The organism is Streptococcus sp. FDAARGOS_522 (assembly GCF_003812445.1).
In the GTDB taxonomy this organism is placed as follows: Bacteria; Bacillota; Bacilli; order Lactobacillales; family Streptococcaceae; genus Streptococcus; species Streptococcus agalactiae.
In genome coordinates, this window is sequence record NZ_CP033808.1 from 1,892,542 (window position 1) to 1,905,778 (window position 13,237).

At 33.5% G+C, this 13,237-nt stretch carries 16 protein-coding genes; 11 read left to right on the forward strand and 5 right to left on the reverse strand.

Translation table 11 applies throughout. The annotated features are described in order from the left end of the window. Positions 1–10: 10 nt before the first annotated feature. Positions 11–241 (reverse strand): DNA-dependent RNA polymerase subunit epsilon, encoded by a 231-nt coding sequence (locus EGX70_RS09890; RefSeq protein WP_000639569.1) that lies wholly within the window; start codon positions 239–241, stop codon positions 11–13. 178 nt (positions 242–419) lie between these two features. Between EGX70_RS09890 and tsaB the strand changes: the two genes are divergently transcribed. From tsaB to EGX70_RS09910, 4 genes are all read left to right on the forward strand, one after another. Beyond that, positions 420–1,112: a tRNA (adenosine(37)-N6)-threonylcarbamoyltransferase complex dimerization subunit type 1 TsaB gene (gene tsaB / locus EGX70_RS09895; RefSeq protein ID WP_000978606.1), complete on the forward strand. Its 693-nt coding sequence runs from the start codon at positions 420–422 to the stop codon at positions 1,110–1,112. A gap of 1 nt (position 1,113) precedes the next feature. Further along, positions 1,114–1,521: a ribosomal protein S18-alanine N-acetyltransferase gene (gene rimI / locus EGX70_RS09900; protein WP_000445943.1), complete on the forward strand. Its 408-nt coding sequence runs from the start codon at positions 1,114–1,116 to the stop codon at positions 1,519–1,521. 75 nt (positions 1,522–1,596) lie between these two features. Further along, positions 1,597–2,607 carry a tRNA (adenosine(37)-N6)-threonylcarbamoyltransferase complex transferase subunit TsaD gene (gene tsaD, locus EGX70_RS09905; RefSeq protein ID WP_000655088.1) on the forward strand — a complete coding sequence of 337 codons (1,011 nt, stop codon included), beginning with the start codon at positions 1,597–1,599 and terminating at the stop codon, positions 2,605–2,607. 118 nt (positions 2,608–2,725) lie between these two features. Continuing rightward, a complete protein-coding gene (locus tag EGX70_RS09910; protein WP_000902192.1) occupies positions 2,726–3,751 on the forward strand; it encodes a low specificity L-threonine aldolase in 1,026 nt (341 codons plus the stop codon). Between the two features lie 360 nt (positions 3,752–4,111). Here EGX70_RS09910 and rpsN read toward each other — a convergent pair whose 3' ends face one another. Continuing rightward, the gene (gene rpsN / locus EGX70_RS09920; RefSeq protein ID WP_001085659.1) at positions 4,112–4,381 is read right to left on the reverse strand and encodes a 30S ribosomal protein S14; all 270 of its coding nucleotides are present in this window, start codon (positions 4,379–4,381) and stop codon (positions 4,112–4,114) included. Between the two features lie 158 nt (positions 4,382–4,539). Between rpsN and EGX70_RS09925 the strand changes: the two genes are divergently transcribed. Continuing rightward, positions 4,540–5,322, forward strand: coding sequence for a DUF4931 domain-containing protein (locus tag EGX70_RS09925; RefSeq protein ID WP_000338252.1), 783 nt, complete (start codon positions 4,540–4,542; stop codon positions 5,320–5,322). A gap of 42 nt (positions 5,323–5,364) precedes the next feature. On the opposite strand, the gene EGX70_RS09930 is transcribed toward EGX70_RS09925, so the two are convergent. Continuing rightward, positions 5,365–6,537: an NAD(P)/FAD-dependent oxidoreductase gene (locus tag EGX70_RS09930; protein WP_000683566.1), complete on the reverse strand. Its 1,173-nt coding sequence runs from the start codon at positions 6,535–6,537 to the stop codon at positions 5,365–5,367. Between the two features lie 134 nt (positions 6,538–6,671). Here EGX70_RS09930 and EGX70_RS09935 point away from each other — a divergent pair, with 134 nt between their 5' ends. The 3 genes from EGX70_RS09935 to EGX70_RS09945 all read left to right on the forward strand — a co-directional run bounded on the left by EGX70_RS09935 (position 6,672) and on the right by EGX70_RS09945 (position 8,691). Then, a complete protein-coding gene (locus tag EGX70_RS09935) occupies positions 6,672–7,208 on the forward strand; it encodes a DUF536 domain-containing protein (protein ID WP_000215421.1) in 537 nt (178 codons plus the stop codon). A 43-nt stretch (positions 7,209–7,251) separates the two neighbouring features. After that, positions 7,252–7,839, forward strand: coding sequence for a 3'-5' exonuclease (locus EGX70_RS09940; RefSeq protein ID WP_123948107.1), 588 nt, complete (start codon positions 7,252–7,254; stop codon positions 7,837–7,839). A 126-nt stretch (positions 7,840–7,965) separates the two neighbouring features. Continuing rightward, entirely contained in the window at positions 7,966–8,691 is a 726-nt protein-coding gene (locus EGX70_RS09945) for a MerR family transcriptional regulator (protein ID WP_001292011.1), read from the forward strand. A 69-nt stretch (positions 8,692–8,760) separates the two neighbouring features. On the opposite strand, the gene EGX70_RS09950 is transcribed toward EGX70_RS09945, so the two are convergent. After that, the gene (locus tag EGX70_RS09950) at positions 8,761–9,951 is read right to left on the reverse strand and encodes a cyclopropane-fatty-acyl-phospholipid synthase family protein (RefSeq protein WP_000244914.1); all 1,191 of its coding nucleotides are present in this window, start codon (positions 9,949–9,951) and stop codon (positions 8,761–8,763) included. A 160-nt stretch (positions 9,952–10,111) separates the two neighbouring features. Continuing rightward, positions 10,112–10,411 (reverse strand): YbaB/EbfC family nucleoid-associated protein, encoded by a 300-nt coding sequence (locus EGX70_RS09955; RefSeq protein ID WP_029140717.1) that lies wholly within the window; start codon positions 10,409–10,411, stop codon positions 10,112–10,114. Between the two features lie 929 nt (positions 10,412–11,340). On the opposite strand from EGX70_RS09955, the gene EGX70_RS09960 reads away from it, so the two are divergent. The 3 genes from EGX70_RS09960 to EGX70_RS09970 are packed head-to-tail and all read left to right on the forward strand — an operon-like array spanning position 11,341 to position 13,124. After that, positions 11,341–11,751, forward strand: coding sequence for a GNAT family N-acetyltransferase (locus EGX70_RS09960; RefSeq protein ID WP_001868374.1), 411 nt, complete (start codon positions 11,341–11,343; stop codon positions 11,749–11,751). 9 nt (positions 11,752–11,760) lie between these two features. Next, positions 11,761–12,552, forward strand: a complete 792-nt coding sequence (locus tag EGX70_RS09965) for a PhzF family phenazine biosynthesis protein (protein WP_123948109.1) — start codon at positions 11,761–11,763, stop codon at positions 12,550–12,552. 41 nt (positions 12,553–12,593) lie between these two features. Beyond that, the gene (locus EGX70_RS09970) at positions 12,594–13,124 is read left to right on the forward strand and encodes a GrpB family protein (protein WP_001231482.1); all 531 of its coding nucleotides are present in this window, start codon (positions 12,594–12,596) and stop codon (positions 13,122–13,124) included. Positions 13,125–13,237 lie beyond the last annotated feature (113 nt).

Genomic DNA, 13,237 nt, shown 5'->3' on the forward strand with positions numbered 1-13,237 from the left:
TAACTCCTTTCTAGAACTCAGTGAGCTCGAAAACACCAGTTTCTTTTTCATATTCAAGGTGTTTGTCTGAAAGTAACTCGATGAATTCGATATTGTAAGCTGTATTTTCTTCAACTAGTTTACGTGCAGCAATGCGACCTTCTAATTCATTAGCTGCATCAATAGTAATGTAAAGTGTTTTGGTTTGCTCACGACGTGGGTTGCGTTCTTTTGTTTCTTGATAGAAAACTTTATAAATCATAATAATCCTTTCTTATCTCTCGGTTTTTCTAACTATAAAAAAATGGGTCAATGCCGTTAAGTGAGACAATGACAAACCATTATTAAGTTTTTATAGAGTAATAGAATTAACCTTGATTCGTTGCAATTATCATGATTATATCATAAAATAAGAGGTAGAATCAAGTAAGGGAAGTTAAATGATGAAAGTTTTAGCCTTTGATACTTCAAGCAAAGCACTATCAGTGGCTGTACTAAACAATATGGAATGTTTAGCGACTGTCACTATCAATATCAAAAAGAATCATAGCATTAATTTGATGCCAGCCATTGATTTTTTAATGCAATCAATTGATTTAGAACCTCAAGATTTGGACCGTATCGTAGTAGCAGAGGGTCCAGGATCTTATACGGGCTTACGTGTAGCTGTTGCTACAGCAAAAATGCTAGCTTATACGCTTAAGATTGACTTAGTTGGAGTATCTAGCCTGTACGCTTTAACAAATGGATTTTCAGAAAATGATTTATTGGTACCACTTATAGATGCACGACGTAACAATGTTTATGTTGGTTTCTATCAAAATGGAGATACTGTTAAACCAGACTGTCACACTTCTCTTGAAGAAGTCTTACAAGAGGTGGGGAATAAAGCCAATGTTCATTTTGTCGGAGAGGTTGCAGCATTTGTTGACCAGATTAAGAAAGTTTTACCACATGCTAAAATTACAGAAACTTTACCTTGTGCAGTGGCAATTGGGCGCAAAGGACAAAAAATGAAAAGCGTTAATGTAGATGCGTTTGTTCCACGATACTTAAAACGTGTTGAAGCTGAGGAAAATTGGTTAAGAAACCACTGTGAAACGAATACAGAAGAATATATTAAGAGAGTTTGAGATGGAATCATCAGAACAAGCACTGGCTATATGGAGCGTACTATCTGATGTCTATGACAAATCTCCGTGGAGTTTATCGCAGATTTCAGAAGATTTAAAAAAAGATTCAACAGATTATTTTTTTGTTTATAATGACGGTGAAGTCATTGGTTTTTTGGCTCTTCAACAATTGGTAGGTGAAGTAGAAATTACTAATATTGCTGTTAAAAAAAATTATCAAGGTAAAGGTTATGCTTACCAGTTAATGTCAATGATCGCTGATATAGAGGTGCCAGTTTTTCTTGAGGTTCGTTATTCAAATATCGTAGCACAAAAACTTTATGAGAGGTGTGGTTTTGTAGTTTTAGGAAAGCGCAAAAATTATTACCATGATCCAATTGAAGATGCTATAGTGATGCGCAAGGGATAAATAGTTGATGATAGAAAGGATATGAATAGTCCTCAATACTAATGGAAAAGACGATATTGATGGATTAATATCATTATGAAAGATAGATATATTTTAGCAGTGGAAAGTTCATGTGATGAAACTAGTGTTGCTATTTTAAAAAATGATAAAGAATTACTAGCTAATATTATTGCAAGTCAAGTTGAAAGTCACAAACGTTTTGGTGGTGTTGTTCCTGAAGTGGCAAGCCGTCATCACGTTGAAGTAGTAACAACCTGTTTTGAGGATGCTCTTCAAGAAGCAGGTATTGTTGCTAGCGATTTGGATGCTGTTGCTGTAACATATGGTCCGGGATTAGTAGGAGCCTTATTGGTAGGTATGGCTGCAGCAAAAGCTTTCGCTTGGGCAAATAAACTACCTCTAATTCCTGTAAACCACATGGCGGGTCATTTAATGGCAGCACGTGACGTTAAGGAACTTCAATACCCATTGTTAGCTTTGCTTGTCAGTGGAGGACATACAGAATTAGTATATGTTTCTGAACCGGGAGATTACAAAATAGTAGGAGAAACTCGGGATGATGCTGTTGGAGAAGCTTATGATAAAGTAGGCCGTGTTATGGGCTTAACTTATCCAGCAGGTCGCGAGATTGATCAGTTAGCTCATAAGGGTCAAGATACTTACCATTTTCCTAGAGCGATGATCAAAGAAGATCATCTTGAATTTTCTTTTTCTGGATTAAAATCTGCATTTATCAATTTACATCATAATGCAGAACAAAAGGGTGAAGCATTGGTTCTTGAAGATTTATGTGCTTCCTTTCAGGCGGCTGTTTTGGATATTTTATTGGCTAAAACTCAAAAAGCTTTGTTAAAGCATCCAGTGAAAACTTTAGTCGTTGCTGGTGGAGTTGCAGCTAATCAAGGACTTCGGGAACGCTTGGCTACTGATATTTCTCCTGATATTGATGTGGTTATTCCTCCTCTTAGATTATGTGGGGATAATGCAGGAATGATTGCATTAGCAGCAGCGATAGAGTTTGAAAAAGAGAATTTTGCTTCTTTAAAATTGAATGCCAAACCTAGCTTAGCTTTTGAGAGTTTATAGTGTTCATAATATCAAAACGCTTGTTTTGATATTTTTTATTTGTTATAATGATTGAATATTCAAAAATATTAGCAAATGATATTGTCGCTATTTTTTTAACTAATAAAGGAGTTAAGGAATGTTACATTTTGAAAATGATTATAATAAAGGAGCTCATCCAGAGCTTTTGAATGCCCTTATTGAAACTAATGATCAAGGTCTATCGGGATATAGGACAGATAGTTACTGTCAACAAGCGGCAGATAAAATTCGAGAAGTCTGTTCCTGTCCACAAGCTGAAGTTGAGTTTTTAGTGGGTGGTACTCAAACAAATCAAGTAGTTATCAGTAGTATGCTTGCTTCTTATGAAGGAGTTATTGCTGCAGAAACAGGTCATGTGAGTAGTCATGAAGCAGGAGCCATAGAATTTTCAGGTCATAAGGTATTGACTTTACCTTCTCATAATGGGAAATTACTCGCAAGCGAAGTTGCAACTTATATTGAGACTTTTTATGCTGATGGTAATTACCAACACATGGTTTTTCCAGGAATGGTTTATATATCACATCCAACAGAATATGGAACACTTTATAGTAAAGCAGAACTAGAAGAGTTGTCGAAGATTTGTAAACATTATCAAATCCCCTTATTTATTGACGGTGCTCGTCTGGGGTATGGTTTGGCTGCGAAAGATACAGATGTTGATTTCCCAACGATTGCAGCCTTATCAGATGTTTTTTATATTGGCGGAACTAAAATGGGGGCTCTTGCTGGGGAAGCAGTTGTTTTCACAAAGAAAAATCGTCCAAAACAGTTTACTACAATTGTAAAGCAGCATGGTGCGTTATTAGCCAAGGGAAGATTGCTGGGACTTGCTTTTGATCGTTTCTTTACGGATGACCTTTACTTAAAAATTGGAAAGCATGCGATCGACTTAGCAGAGGAATTAAAAATCATTTTAGAAGAAAAAGGTTACTCATTCTATTTAAAATCACCAACTAATCAACAATTTATTATTGTAGAAAATACAAAACTAGCAGATTTAGCAAAGAATGTAGCTTATAGTTTTTGGGAAAAATATGATGACCATCATACTGTAATACGTCTAGCAACTAGTTGGTCAACTAGTCGCGAAGATGTAACTGCTTTAAGAAATGTCTTGTGAGTTTTTAATAAAAGAAATATTATTCAGTAGTGACTATTACAAATAATAGTCTTGTTTTTGGGAATTAACTAAAAGAATTTTATCAGTATTTATAATAATAAAAAGCTCGGTATCTTGGCATACCGGGCTTTTTGGAAATAAATAAATTGGCATCTATGATTTGAGATAAGAAAAATTTTTTCATCTTTTATTATTAGTCATTTAAGGATTGATGAGATCCTACATTCCTATGATAATAAAATTTTGAAGAAGTTTGTAATAGCTGAGTAAATACTCAACAGGTTAAATAATTACAATGTATTAACTACTCGTCCACACTCAATAGAATAGTCATAAAAAGTAACTATTTGTCTTCACGAATTACCAGCTTGCTTTTTTAATGCCAGGAATTTGGCCTTTGTAAGCTAGGTTACGGAAGTTAATACGACTCATACCGAATTTACGCATGTAAGCGTGAGGACGGCCATCGATTAAATCACGATTTTTAAGTCGGTTAGGGTTAGAATCTTTAGGAAGTTTACGAAGTGCTTCGTAATCACCCTTTTCTTTTAACTCACGACGTAGTTCAGCATATTGTTCTACGAGTTTTTGCTGTTTTTGAAATTTAGCAATTTTTGATTTCTTAGCCATGATTTCTCCTTTCCCAAAAAGATTTTTCTATCCCAAAACAGGGTGCCTAGTTAACTGGTAATTAACCAGTAAACAAGACATGATTCTATTATACTCTTTTCAGCTAAGAATGCAAGGAAAATGTTAACTGGATAAGTATTATATTGTAATGGTGATGAATGTGTTACAATAACAGTATGAATGAAAGATATATCCGATTTAACCCTAATATCGCGAAACAAAAACCCAGTAATAAAGACAAATGTCCATTTTGTGATAAAAGCCAATTAGGAAAAATCCTAGACGTGAAAGACGATATGATCTGGGTAGAAAATAAATACCCAACTTTAGAAGAAACCTATCAAACATTGGTGATTGAATCAAATGATCACAATGGGGATATTTCAGTTTATAGTGAGTCAAAGATGCGCCAATTGTTAGATTATCTTTTGTCAAAATGGCAATTAATGGAAGAAAGTGGTCATTACCGTTCGGTCGTTCTTTATCGAAATTTTGGGCCCTTATCTGGCGGAAGTTTACGACATCCTCATAGCCAAATTGTTGGCTTAAAAAACGTAGATGCTTATGAAACGTTGAACTTAGATTGGTTTGATGGTATCGAGGTTTGTTCGGAAACGAGTCAACAAGCAGAGATTAGTATTGCCAATCGTCCTATGCTTGATTTCACAGAGTTCACAATTAAAGTATCCAAATTGGAAAACGCTATTTTGATTGCAGATAGTTTACCAATTTTGTGTCATTATATTTTAAATGAATTCTTGGGAGGGCGCTGTAAATCTTATAATCTCTTTTTCTATAAGCATGATGGGGGTCTTATTTGTAAAATTGTTCCTCGTTTTATAGTATCCCCTTATCAGATTGGGTATGCTATTCATCAGGTAAATTTACCAGATGAATTGGAAAAAATCAAAGAAGCCTTAAGAGCCAAATATTATCTTTAAATTCTATATAAAAAGCTGACGGAATTGTTCAGCTTTCATGTATTAATAGTGTAAGCTACCAGCTACCCAGCCTGTACATAAGGCAGAAGTAATGTTAAACCCTCCCGTATGAGCATTGATGTCTAGGACTTCACCAGCAAAATGTAAACCAGCTACCTTTTTACTTTCAAGTGTTTTGGGGTTTATTTCTTTAAGATCAACTCCACCTTTTGTTACAAAGGATTTTGCTAGAGACATCTTGCCAGTTACTAAAATAGGAAGTTTTTTAAGTTTTTGAATTAACGTTTCTAAGTCTTTTACAGATACTTGTTTTACTTTTTCGGGTAAGTCTTCAGCGTAAAATTCAGCTAAACGCTCAGGAAGAAGTATTTTAAGAGCGTTTTTCAAAGATTTTTCTCTTTCATTTTGGAAGTGTGTTTCCAATTCTTTAACAGAGATATTGGGCAAAACATCTAGGTATATAGTTTCTCCGCCTTTGACAAAGCTGGAAATTCGCAAGGCTGCTGGTCCTGATAATCCAAAATGAGTAAAGAGAAGATCGTGTGTAATAATATGCTTTTCAAATGACAAAGTGACATCATCTAAGGAGATACCTTGTAGTTTTTTATGGGGAAAATCAGTTAAAAGAGGGCTTTCGGCGGCTTCCATATCTGTGACTTCTAATTTAAAGTGACGAGCAATGTCATGACCGAAACCAGTAGAACCTGTAGACGGATAGGATTTACCACCAGTTGTTACGACAAGTTTATCGGATGCGAACTGTGTATCTTTAGTTTTGATATAGAATGAATCTCCTATCTTTTTGACAGAGACAACTTCTGTGTCAGTCATAATTTGACCACCAAGTTCTTTTATTTTATTTTCAAGGGCGTTAATGATAGTACGAGATTTATCAGTAGTAGGGAACATACGCCCATGATCTTCTTCTTTAAGTGTGACGCCGTTGTCTTGAAAGAAGTTAATAATATCATGGTTATCAAATTGTGAGAAGACGCTATATAGGAAACGGCCATTTCCAGGTATACCAGCTAAGAGCTCATCAAGGTTTCCATTATTGGTAACATTACAGCGGCCACCACCTGTTCCAGCTAGTTTTTTGCCTAAACGTTTATTTTTCTCAATAAGAAGTGTTTTGTTGCCGTAAAAATTTGAGGAAATAGCTGCCATCATTCCAGCAGGTCCACCACCTATAATTATTGTGTCATAATGCTTCATAATCTTATTCTAGCATATAAATAGAGAAATAGACGTCAAAATGTCTTGTTTGACACTTTAAGTTGACAGTAAATTGACACTAGATTAGGATTGTGATATTCTTTTATAAGAAAATCAGTACAAAAGAGGAAGTTATGACAGTTGAAAAGACGGTTAGTGAATTAGCTGAAATTTTAGGGGTTAGTCGTCAAGCGATGAATAACAGAGTTAAAACACTCCCTGAAGAATGTGTGGAAAAGAATAGTAAAGGCGTTACAGTTGTTAATCGTGATGGCTTGATTAAATTGGAAGAAATCTATAAAAAAACTATTTTGGAAGAGGAACCAATTGATGAAGAAGCATCAAGACGAGAACTTTTAGAAATTCTCGTTGATGAGAAGAATACTGAAATCACACGTTTATATGAACAGTTAAAAGCAAAAGATATTCAGATTGCTTCAAAAGACGAGCAGTTACATGTAAAAGATATTCAAATAGCAGAGAAAGATAAGCAATTAGATCAACAACAGCAATTGACTTTAACTGCTATGGAAGATACGCAACGTCTGCAACTTGAGTTAAATGAAGCTAAAGCAGAGGTTGAAGAGATTCAAGAAGCCAAAGAAGAAAAAATTCAAGAATTAGAAGCTGTTAAAAAAAGTTTCTTTGGACGTTTCTTCAATAAAAAATAGAATAAAAGCGTAAGGAGTTTCCTTGCGCTTTTTAGGAGAAATAATGAAACAATTACAAGAATATATAGCTTTTGGTTTAGAGTTTAACACGGTTGGTGAGCATAGCCATATTATTCAAGTGTCGTCCGTTAAATATTCTAATCATCAAGAGATTGCTTTATTTGATACTTATGTTCACACAAAAGTTCCATTACAAAGCTTTATTAATGGTTTAACAGGTATTACAGCTAGAGATATTATAGGGGCTCCTAAAATTGAGACAGTTTTGACAGACTTTCAGAGTTTTGTTGGAGACACACCGCTGATTGGTTATAATGGGCATAAATCGGATTTACCTCTTTTAGTTGAAAATGGTTTGGATCTAACTAGTCAATATCAGGTGGACTTATATGATGAAGCTTTTGTGAGACGTAGTACAGATTTAAATGGTATTGTCAACCTTAAATTGACTACTGTTGCTGACTTTTTAGGAATAAAGGGTAAGGCACATAATAGCTTAGAGGATGCCCGCATGACTGCGCGTGTTTATGAAAAATTTCTGGACTTGGATGAAAATAAAATCTATTTAAAACAGCAAAAAGAGGTAGCAGTTGATAGCCCATTTGCGACTTTAGGAAATTTGTTTGATTAATTGTTGTAGTTTTATTTAAAGTTAAAAATACTTAGCGTTATTACTTGCTTATTACCTTAGGTCATTTGATATAGTAAAGGTGTTTCTGATAAAGAAGTGTTTACTATATTAAAGGAGGTGTGAAACATGTCAGAAAAATATTCCACTGGTGACTTAGCTAAAGAAGCAGGAGTTACTGTTCGTACTGTTCAGTACTATGACAAAAGAGGAATTTTATCCCCATCAGAACTATCTGAAGGAGGTAGGAGGGTTTATAGTATTGCTGATTTAGAAAAGCTTAGACAAATTATTTATTTACGAGATTTAGATTTTTCAATTGATAATATCAAAAATCTATTTACTGAAGACAATGCTAGTCAGATTTTAGAGCTTTTTTTACAAGTGCAGATAAGAGAATTAAGGCTATCTATTGATAGTAAAAAAGACAAACTTGACAAAGCTGTCAACCTACTAAAAACCGTAGAAAAACAAGACAGTAAAACATTAGGCTATCTTTCTGACATTGTGCTTATGGAAGAAAACAAAAGAAAATGGGGTAAACTACAAAAAAGCATAGTGCTACAAGTCATTATGATTATTATGGTCTATATTACGTTAATAATGGCAGCAGTTTCTCTAAATCAAAGATGGCTTATGTGGATAGCAGTAACAGTATTCTTAATAGCTATGAATGGTATGGTTTGGTATTTTAAACAACAGGTTGTTTATCTTTGTCCAAATTGTCATCAAACCTTTACACCGACATATCAAGCATTTAATCTAGCGAAACATACCCCTAAGACGCGAAAAGTATTCTGTCCACATTGTCACCAAAAGTCACATTGTATAGAGTTAGCCAGAGAAGAACGTTAAAGAACTCCCTTGAATTCAAGAGAGTTCTTTTTATTTAGAATAAGTTGGAATACTATAATATTAACTATATCAATTAGCAGAATACATATAATCGCGTGTCATAGGCATAGTGTCTTTTGAAACACCTTTTGAAAGCAAGTATTGAAAAATATCAATATTGCCAGATTCAAAAGAGGCCGCACAAGATTGAAGATAGAGGTCCCACATATTGATAAAACGCTTATCATGAGTTTTCTGAACTTCAGGAAGGGCATTATGGAAATTTTTTGTCCATAATTCGAGAGTCTTTTGATAGTGACGACGAAGCGGTTCTAAGTCAGCAATTTGAAGTCCAGCACTAGCTATATGATTTAAATTTTCAGTTAAACGAGGGATATATCCTCCTGGGAAGATATACTTATTAATCCAAGAATTAGTTCCACTACCATGATTACCACCCACTTGTCCAGTAATACCATGAATAAGAGCTAGACCATTAATGTTGAGTCTTTTAGAAATAGTTTGGAAGTATTGAGATAAATTTTCTTTTCCTACATGTTCAAACATACCAACACTAGTGATATAATCGTATGTTTCATGAATGTCACGATAATCTTTAATGAGGACTGTTACTTTATTTTCCAATCCTTCTTCCTTGATACGCTTAGTAATGAAGGAAGCCTGCTCTTCACTTAAGGTGATACCTGTCGCATTTAAGCCATATTCTTTAGCAGCAGTAATGATAAGTGTCCCCCAGCCACAACCGATATCTAGTAATTTCCCTCCCGGATGAGCATTTAATTTATTAAGAATATGGTGTACTTTGTTTAGTTGAGCTTGCTCTAGACTGTCATTTTCATGTTTAAAATAGGCGCATGAATAAGTCATGGTATCATCAAGCCAAAGTTTATAGAAATCATTTCCGATGTCATAATGCTTTTGAATGTCGGATTTACTGTGTTTTTTATCATGAAATTGTTTAGGAATCAATTTGCTAAATTTACTATTACGTAGAAAGCTGTCTCCACAGCGGTAAGCTGATAAAATTAATTCTTGTATAGAACCATCAATTTCAATGTCTCCATCCATAACGGCTTCACCCAATACTATAGAAGGGTCTTTTGATAGCTCCGAGACGGAGAAATTTTTGTTTAGTTTAAGTTTGACGTGGGGATTGTTACCATTATAAGTTTCAATATTCCCATTTGGATAAGTGACTTGTAAGGGTATATCAAATGTACTCTTAATCAACTGTTTTATGATCAGACTATCCATAACCATGGTTAGTCACCTTCTCTCTAATATTTTCAATGTTATTATACCTCTCTGCTGGTTTTTTGCAAATATTTTTTTGGAAATAAAACTTGTTTTCGTGAAAAAATGAAAGAAGTTTGAAATAAAAATCACATTTACAGGTGATTCAGTAAATGTGATTTATTTTTTAGAATGGCATTTTCCCCGCAAATGCTCCCATAATTTTTTTTGTAGCATCGTCAACTTGGCTTAAAGCGTCATTGATAGCTTGAGTTGTCATGTCTTGTAGTGTTTCAATATCTTCAGGGTCTACCACAGTTTCTTTGTAATCAATTGAAATTAGCTTTTTATCGCCTGTAAATGTCACAGTAACGAGCTCTTGAGCAGATTTTCCAGTAAACTGGCTAGCTGCTAAATCAGCTTGCTTTTGTTCCATTTGTTTTTGAAGCTTTTGTGCTTGACGCATCATATTTTGCATATTCATCATAAGATTTTATTCTCCTTAGTAAAAGTGATTACTGTAACATTATAGCATAGGAAAGGGGGTGTGTCATAGGGATTAGATAATATTGGATTTTTGAAGGTCTATACTAGTTCATTTGGCTAAATTACCAAGAGAAAGAATGTTTCCAAGATTGTAGTAAGATTCTTAATTGTTTCAAAAATTAATTATTCTATAATAAGATAATTAACGATAAAAAAATATTTACAAGATTTTTTATATAGAAGGAGATTTGAATAGTTTAACTGTTCAAATGATGGAAAGATGAAGGTTCAGTAATTGTTTAGTCAGATATGACTCTTAACTAGATATTTTAAAAAAGTGTAAATATATGTTTAAACACTCCTAAAAAGTAACATCGCTCATCTAGGAGCAAGTGAATTATTTAGTTTTTGAGGATTACTTCTTTTGGCTTTTATTTTACCATTAATGGGTAATGTTATTGATGCATTAAGTTTTTCAACCGCATTTAAGTGTCTAGGTATTTTTCATTCCTTTTTTAGTTAGTATTGGGATATTAAAATGACCAGAAATATCATGAGATAATAACTAATCAGACAGCTTTTATTTGCTAGTTATTTTTTAGATTTATTGATTTTTCTGTTTAGAAAAGATATTTTGCACTTTGTGCTGTTATAATTTATATTAATTCCGACTTAAAAGTCTCACAATGACGCTTTTTTAGTAGTTATTTGAGATAAAAATTATATAATATAATTAAAATATTTTTAAACAGCTAGTTTACGGCTGTAGTTAGTTTGGATAATAATTGAGAATGTAAAGAAATTTGTAATATTTAATCTATAAGGATGAATTATGAAGAATATAATTTTAGAAACTAGTCGATTTATTTTATTAGAATGGGATAGCGGAGATTTATCTGAGTTAAAGTCATTTTGCAAGATGAAGAAGTGATGTGGGCTTATGATAAGAGTTTTACTGATCAAGATTGTCAGTACTGGTTAGATTGGAATATGAATTCTTACAGGTCTGATGGATTTGGTCTGTGGAAAATCATTCATAAAGAAACTTCAGAGGTCGTAGGTGAATGTGGCATTACAATGCAAACTGTTGAAGGAGAAAATTACCCTGAAATAGGTTACCATCTTAAAAAAGAGCATTGGAATAAAGGAATTGCGACAGAAGTTGCTAGGGCAGTACGAGATTATGCTTTCGAAGAGTTAAACCTTGAGGAACTCATTATCATAAGTCGAGATATTAATTTACAGTCAATGAATATTGCCATAAAATCAGGATTTACTATTAAAAAAAGATTTTTGAAGAATGATAGGTTTCCTCATTTTATGTTTTACTTGAAAAGATAGGAATGTGATATGTTACCTTATTATGTTGTGAATGCTTTTACCAATAAGGCGTTTAGTGGCAACCCTGCGGGGGTTGTGGTTTTAAATGAACCGATTAAAGAGGATTTAATGCAGAAAATAGCTAAAGAAAATAAACTATCTGAGACTGCATTTATTTTAAAAGGAAAAGATCTATATAAGATTAGATGGTTCACACCAGAAAAAGAAGTGGATTTATGTGGGCATGCGACTCTAGCAAGTACCTATGTTATTTCACGTTATCTTGAAGATGATTTAAGTCATATCACTTTCTCTTCAAAGTCAGGACTTCTAGAAGTAACTATTAGTGGTGAAGATATAACCTTATTTTTTACAATGGTTGACGTTAAGCAAGTTCCAATAACAGCGATGATGAGAGAATCGATTGAACCTACTATCCTGGAAGCTTATCGAACAGCAGATGAAGAGCATCTTGTTTTATATCTGGAAAATCAAGAATCTATAGAGAATTTCAAAATTGATTTAGAGAAAATTAGTCAATTAGCACCACATGGAGTGACACTTACAGCCCAAAGTTCAGAAAAAAATATTGATTATGTTCTTCGTTACTTTGCACCAAATTATGGTATCAATGAAGATCCTGTCACTGGCTCAGCACAGACACGTTTAGCACCAATTTGGACGAAAAAGCTTGGAAAGGAACAATTAGTATCCAAGCAATTATCTGAAAGACAAGGGTTGATGATGATTGAGTTGGAAGAGAATCTTGTTAAAATATCAGGACAAGCTAATTTATATCTTAAAGGCAATATTGATATTTAGTACTTGAAAGTTAACAATTTTAGTGAAGTAGGAGTATATTAATGAGAAAACGAGAAATGAAACTCGAACTATATAATAATAAATGGCCAGAGAAGTATCAAGAAATTAAAGAAGAACTTACTAAACTATTAAGTGGACTAGAAATTGAATGCCATCATTTTGGGTCAACTTCAATCAAAGGTATGGCCTCTAAACCGATAATTGATGTACTCATATTCGTTAACAATATTAATATGGTAGATACGTATAATAATTCCATGTTGAATTCTGGATATGTTGCTAAAGGTGAAAATGGAATTCTAGGAAGAAGATATTTTGTTAAATATGCAAAAGACAAAATAAATCACTTAGTACACCTACATTTTTATGAAAAGGAAGATCCGAAAGGTTTACAAGAGTTACAATTTAGAGATTACTTAATAGAAAATAAGACTGCTTTTGATCGTTATTTGGCTGTAAAAGTCGAAGCGAGTAAGAAATATAAAGATATGCCAGAAGCCTATCAAAATCATAAGTCTACGGTTATTGATGCCATTAATAAAGAGATAGTAAAGACAAAAGTCTCTAAATAAATTTTGATAGTAAATTAATTAACTGTTCGACTTAAGAGAAAATTTATAGGTAATAAAAAATCGTTTTACATTTTTCTGTAAACCGATTTTTATTGTGTAGAAGATACTGTCAT

What these genes read in the sequence shown, in the direction of transcription:
- EGX70_RS09890 (WP_000639569.1), bottom strand. Translation starts at nt 241, where the DNA reads ATGATTTATAAAGTTTTCTATCAAGAAACAAAAGAACGCAACCCACGT.
- tsaB (WP_000978606.1), top strand. Translation starts at nt 420, where the DNA reads ATGATGAAAGTTTTAGCCTTTGATACTTCAAGCAAAGCACTATCAGTG.
- rimI (WP_000445943.1), top strand. Translation starts at nt 1,114, where the DNA reads ATGGAATCATCAGAACAAGCACTGGCTATATGGAGCGTACTATCTGAT.
- tsaD (WP_000655088.1), top strand. Translation starts at nt 1,597, where the DNA reads ATGAAAGATAGATATATTTTAGCAGTGGAAAGTTCATGTGATGAAACT.
- EGX70_RS09910 (WP_000902192.1), top strand. Translation starts at nt 2,726, where the DNA reads ATGTTACATTTTGAAAATGATTATAATAAAGGAGCTCATCCAGAGCTT.
- rpsN (WP_001085659.1), bottom strand. Translation starts at nt 4,381, where the DNA reads ATGGCTAAGAAATCAAAAATTGCTAAATTTCAAAAACAGCAAAAACTC.
- EGX70_RS09925 (WP_000338252.1), top strand. Translation starts at nt 4,540, where the DNA reads ATGTGTTACAATAACAGTATGAATGAAAGATATATCCGATTTAACCCT.
- EGX70_RS09930 (WP_000683566.1), bottom strand. Translation starts at nt 6,537, where the DNA reads ATGAAGCATTATGACACAATAATTATAGGTGGTGGACCTGCTGGAATG.
- EGX70_RS09935 (WP_000215421.1), top strand. Translation starts at nt 6,672, where the DNA reads ATGACAGTTGAAAAGACGGTTAGTGAATTAGCTGAAATTTTAGGGGTT.
- EGX70_RS09940 (WP_123948107.1), top strand. Translation starts at nt 7,252, where the DNA reads ATGAAACAATTACAAGAATATATAGCTTTTGGTTTAGAGTTTAACACG.
- EGX70_RS09945 (WP_001292011.1), top strand. Translation starts at nt 7,966, where the DNA reads ATGTCAGAAAAATATTCCACTGGTGACTTAGCTAAAGAAGCAGGAGTT.
- EGX70_RS09950 (WP_000244914.1), bottom strand. Translation starts at nt 9,951, where the DNA reads ATGGTTATGGATAGTCTGATCATAAAACAGTTGATTAAGAGTACATTT.
- EGX70_RS09955 (WP_029140717.1), bottom strand. Translation starts at nt 10,411, where the DNA reads ATGATGAATATGCAAAATATGATGCGTCAAGCACAAAAGCTTCAAAAA.
- EGX70_RS09960 (WP_001868374.1), top strand. Translation starts at nt 11,341, where the DNA reads ATGTGGGCTTATGATAAGAGTTTTACTGATCAAGATTGTCAGTACTGG.
- EGX70_RS09965 (WP_123948109.1), top strand. Translation starts at nt 11,761, where the DNA reads ATGTTACCTTATTATGTTGTGAATGCTTTTACCAATAAGGCGTTTAGT.
- EGX70_RS09970 (WP_001231482.1), top strand. Translation starts at nt 12,594, where the DNA reads ATGAGAAAACGAGAAATGAAACTCGAACTATATAATAATAAATGGCCA.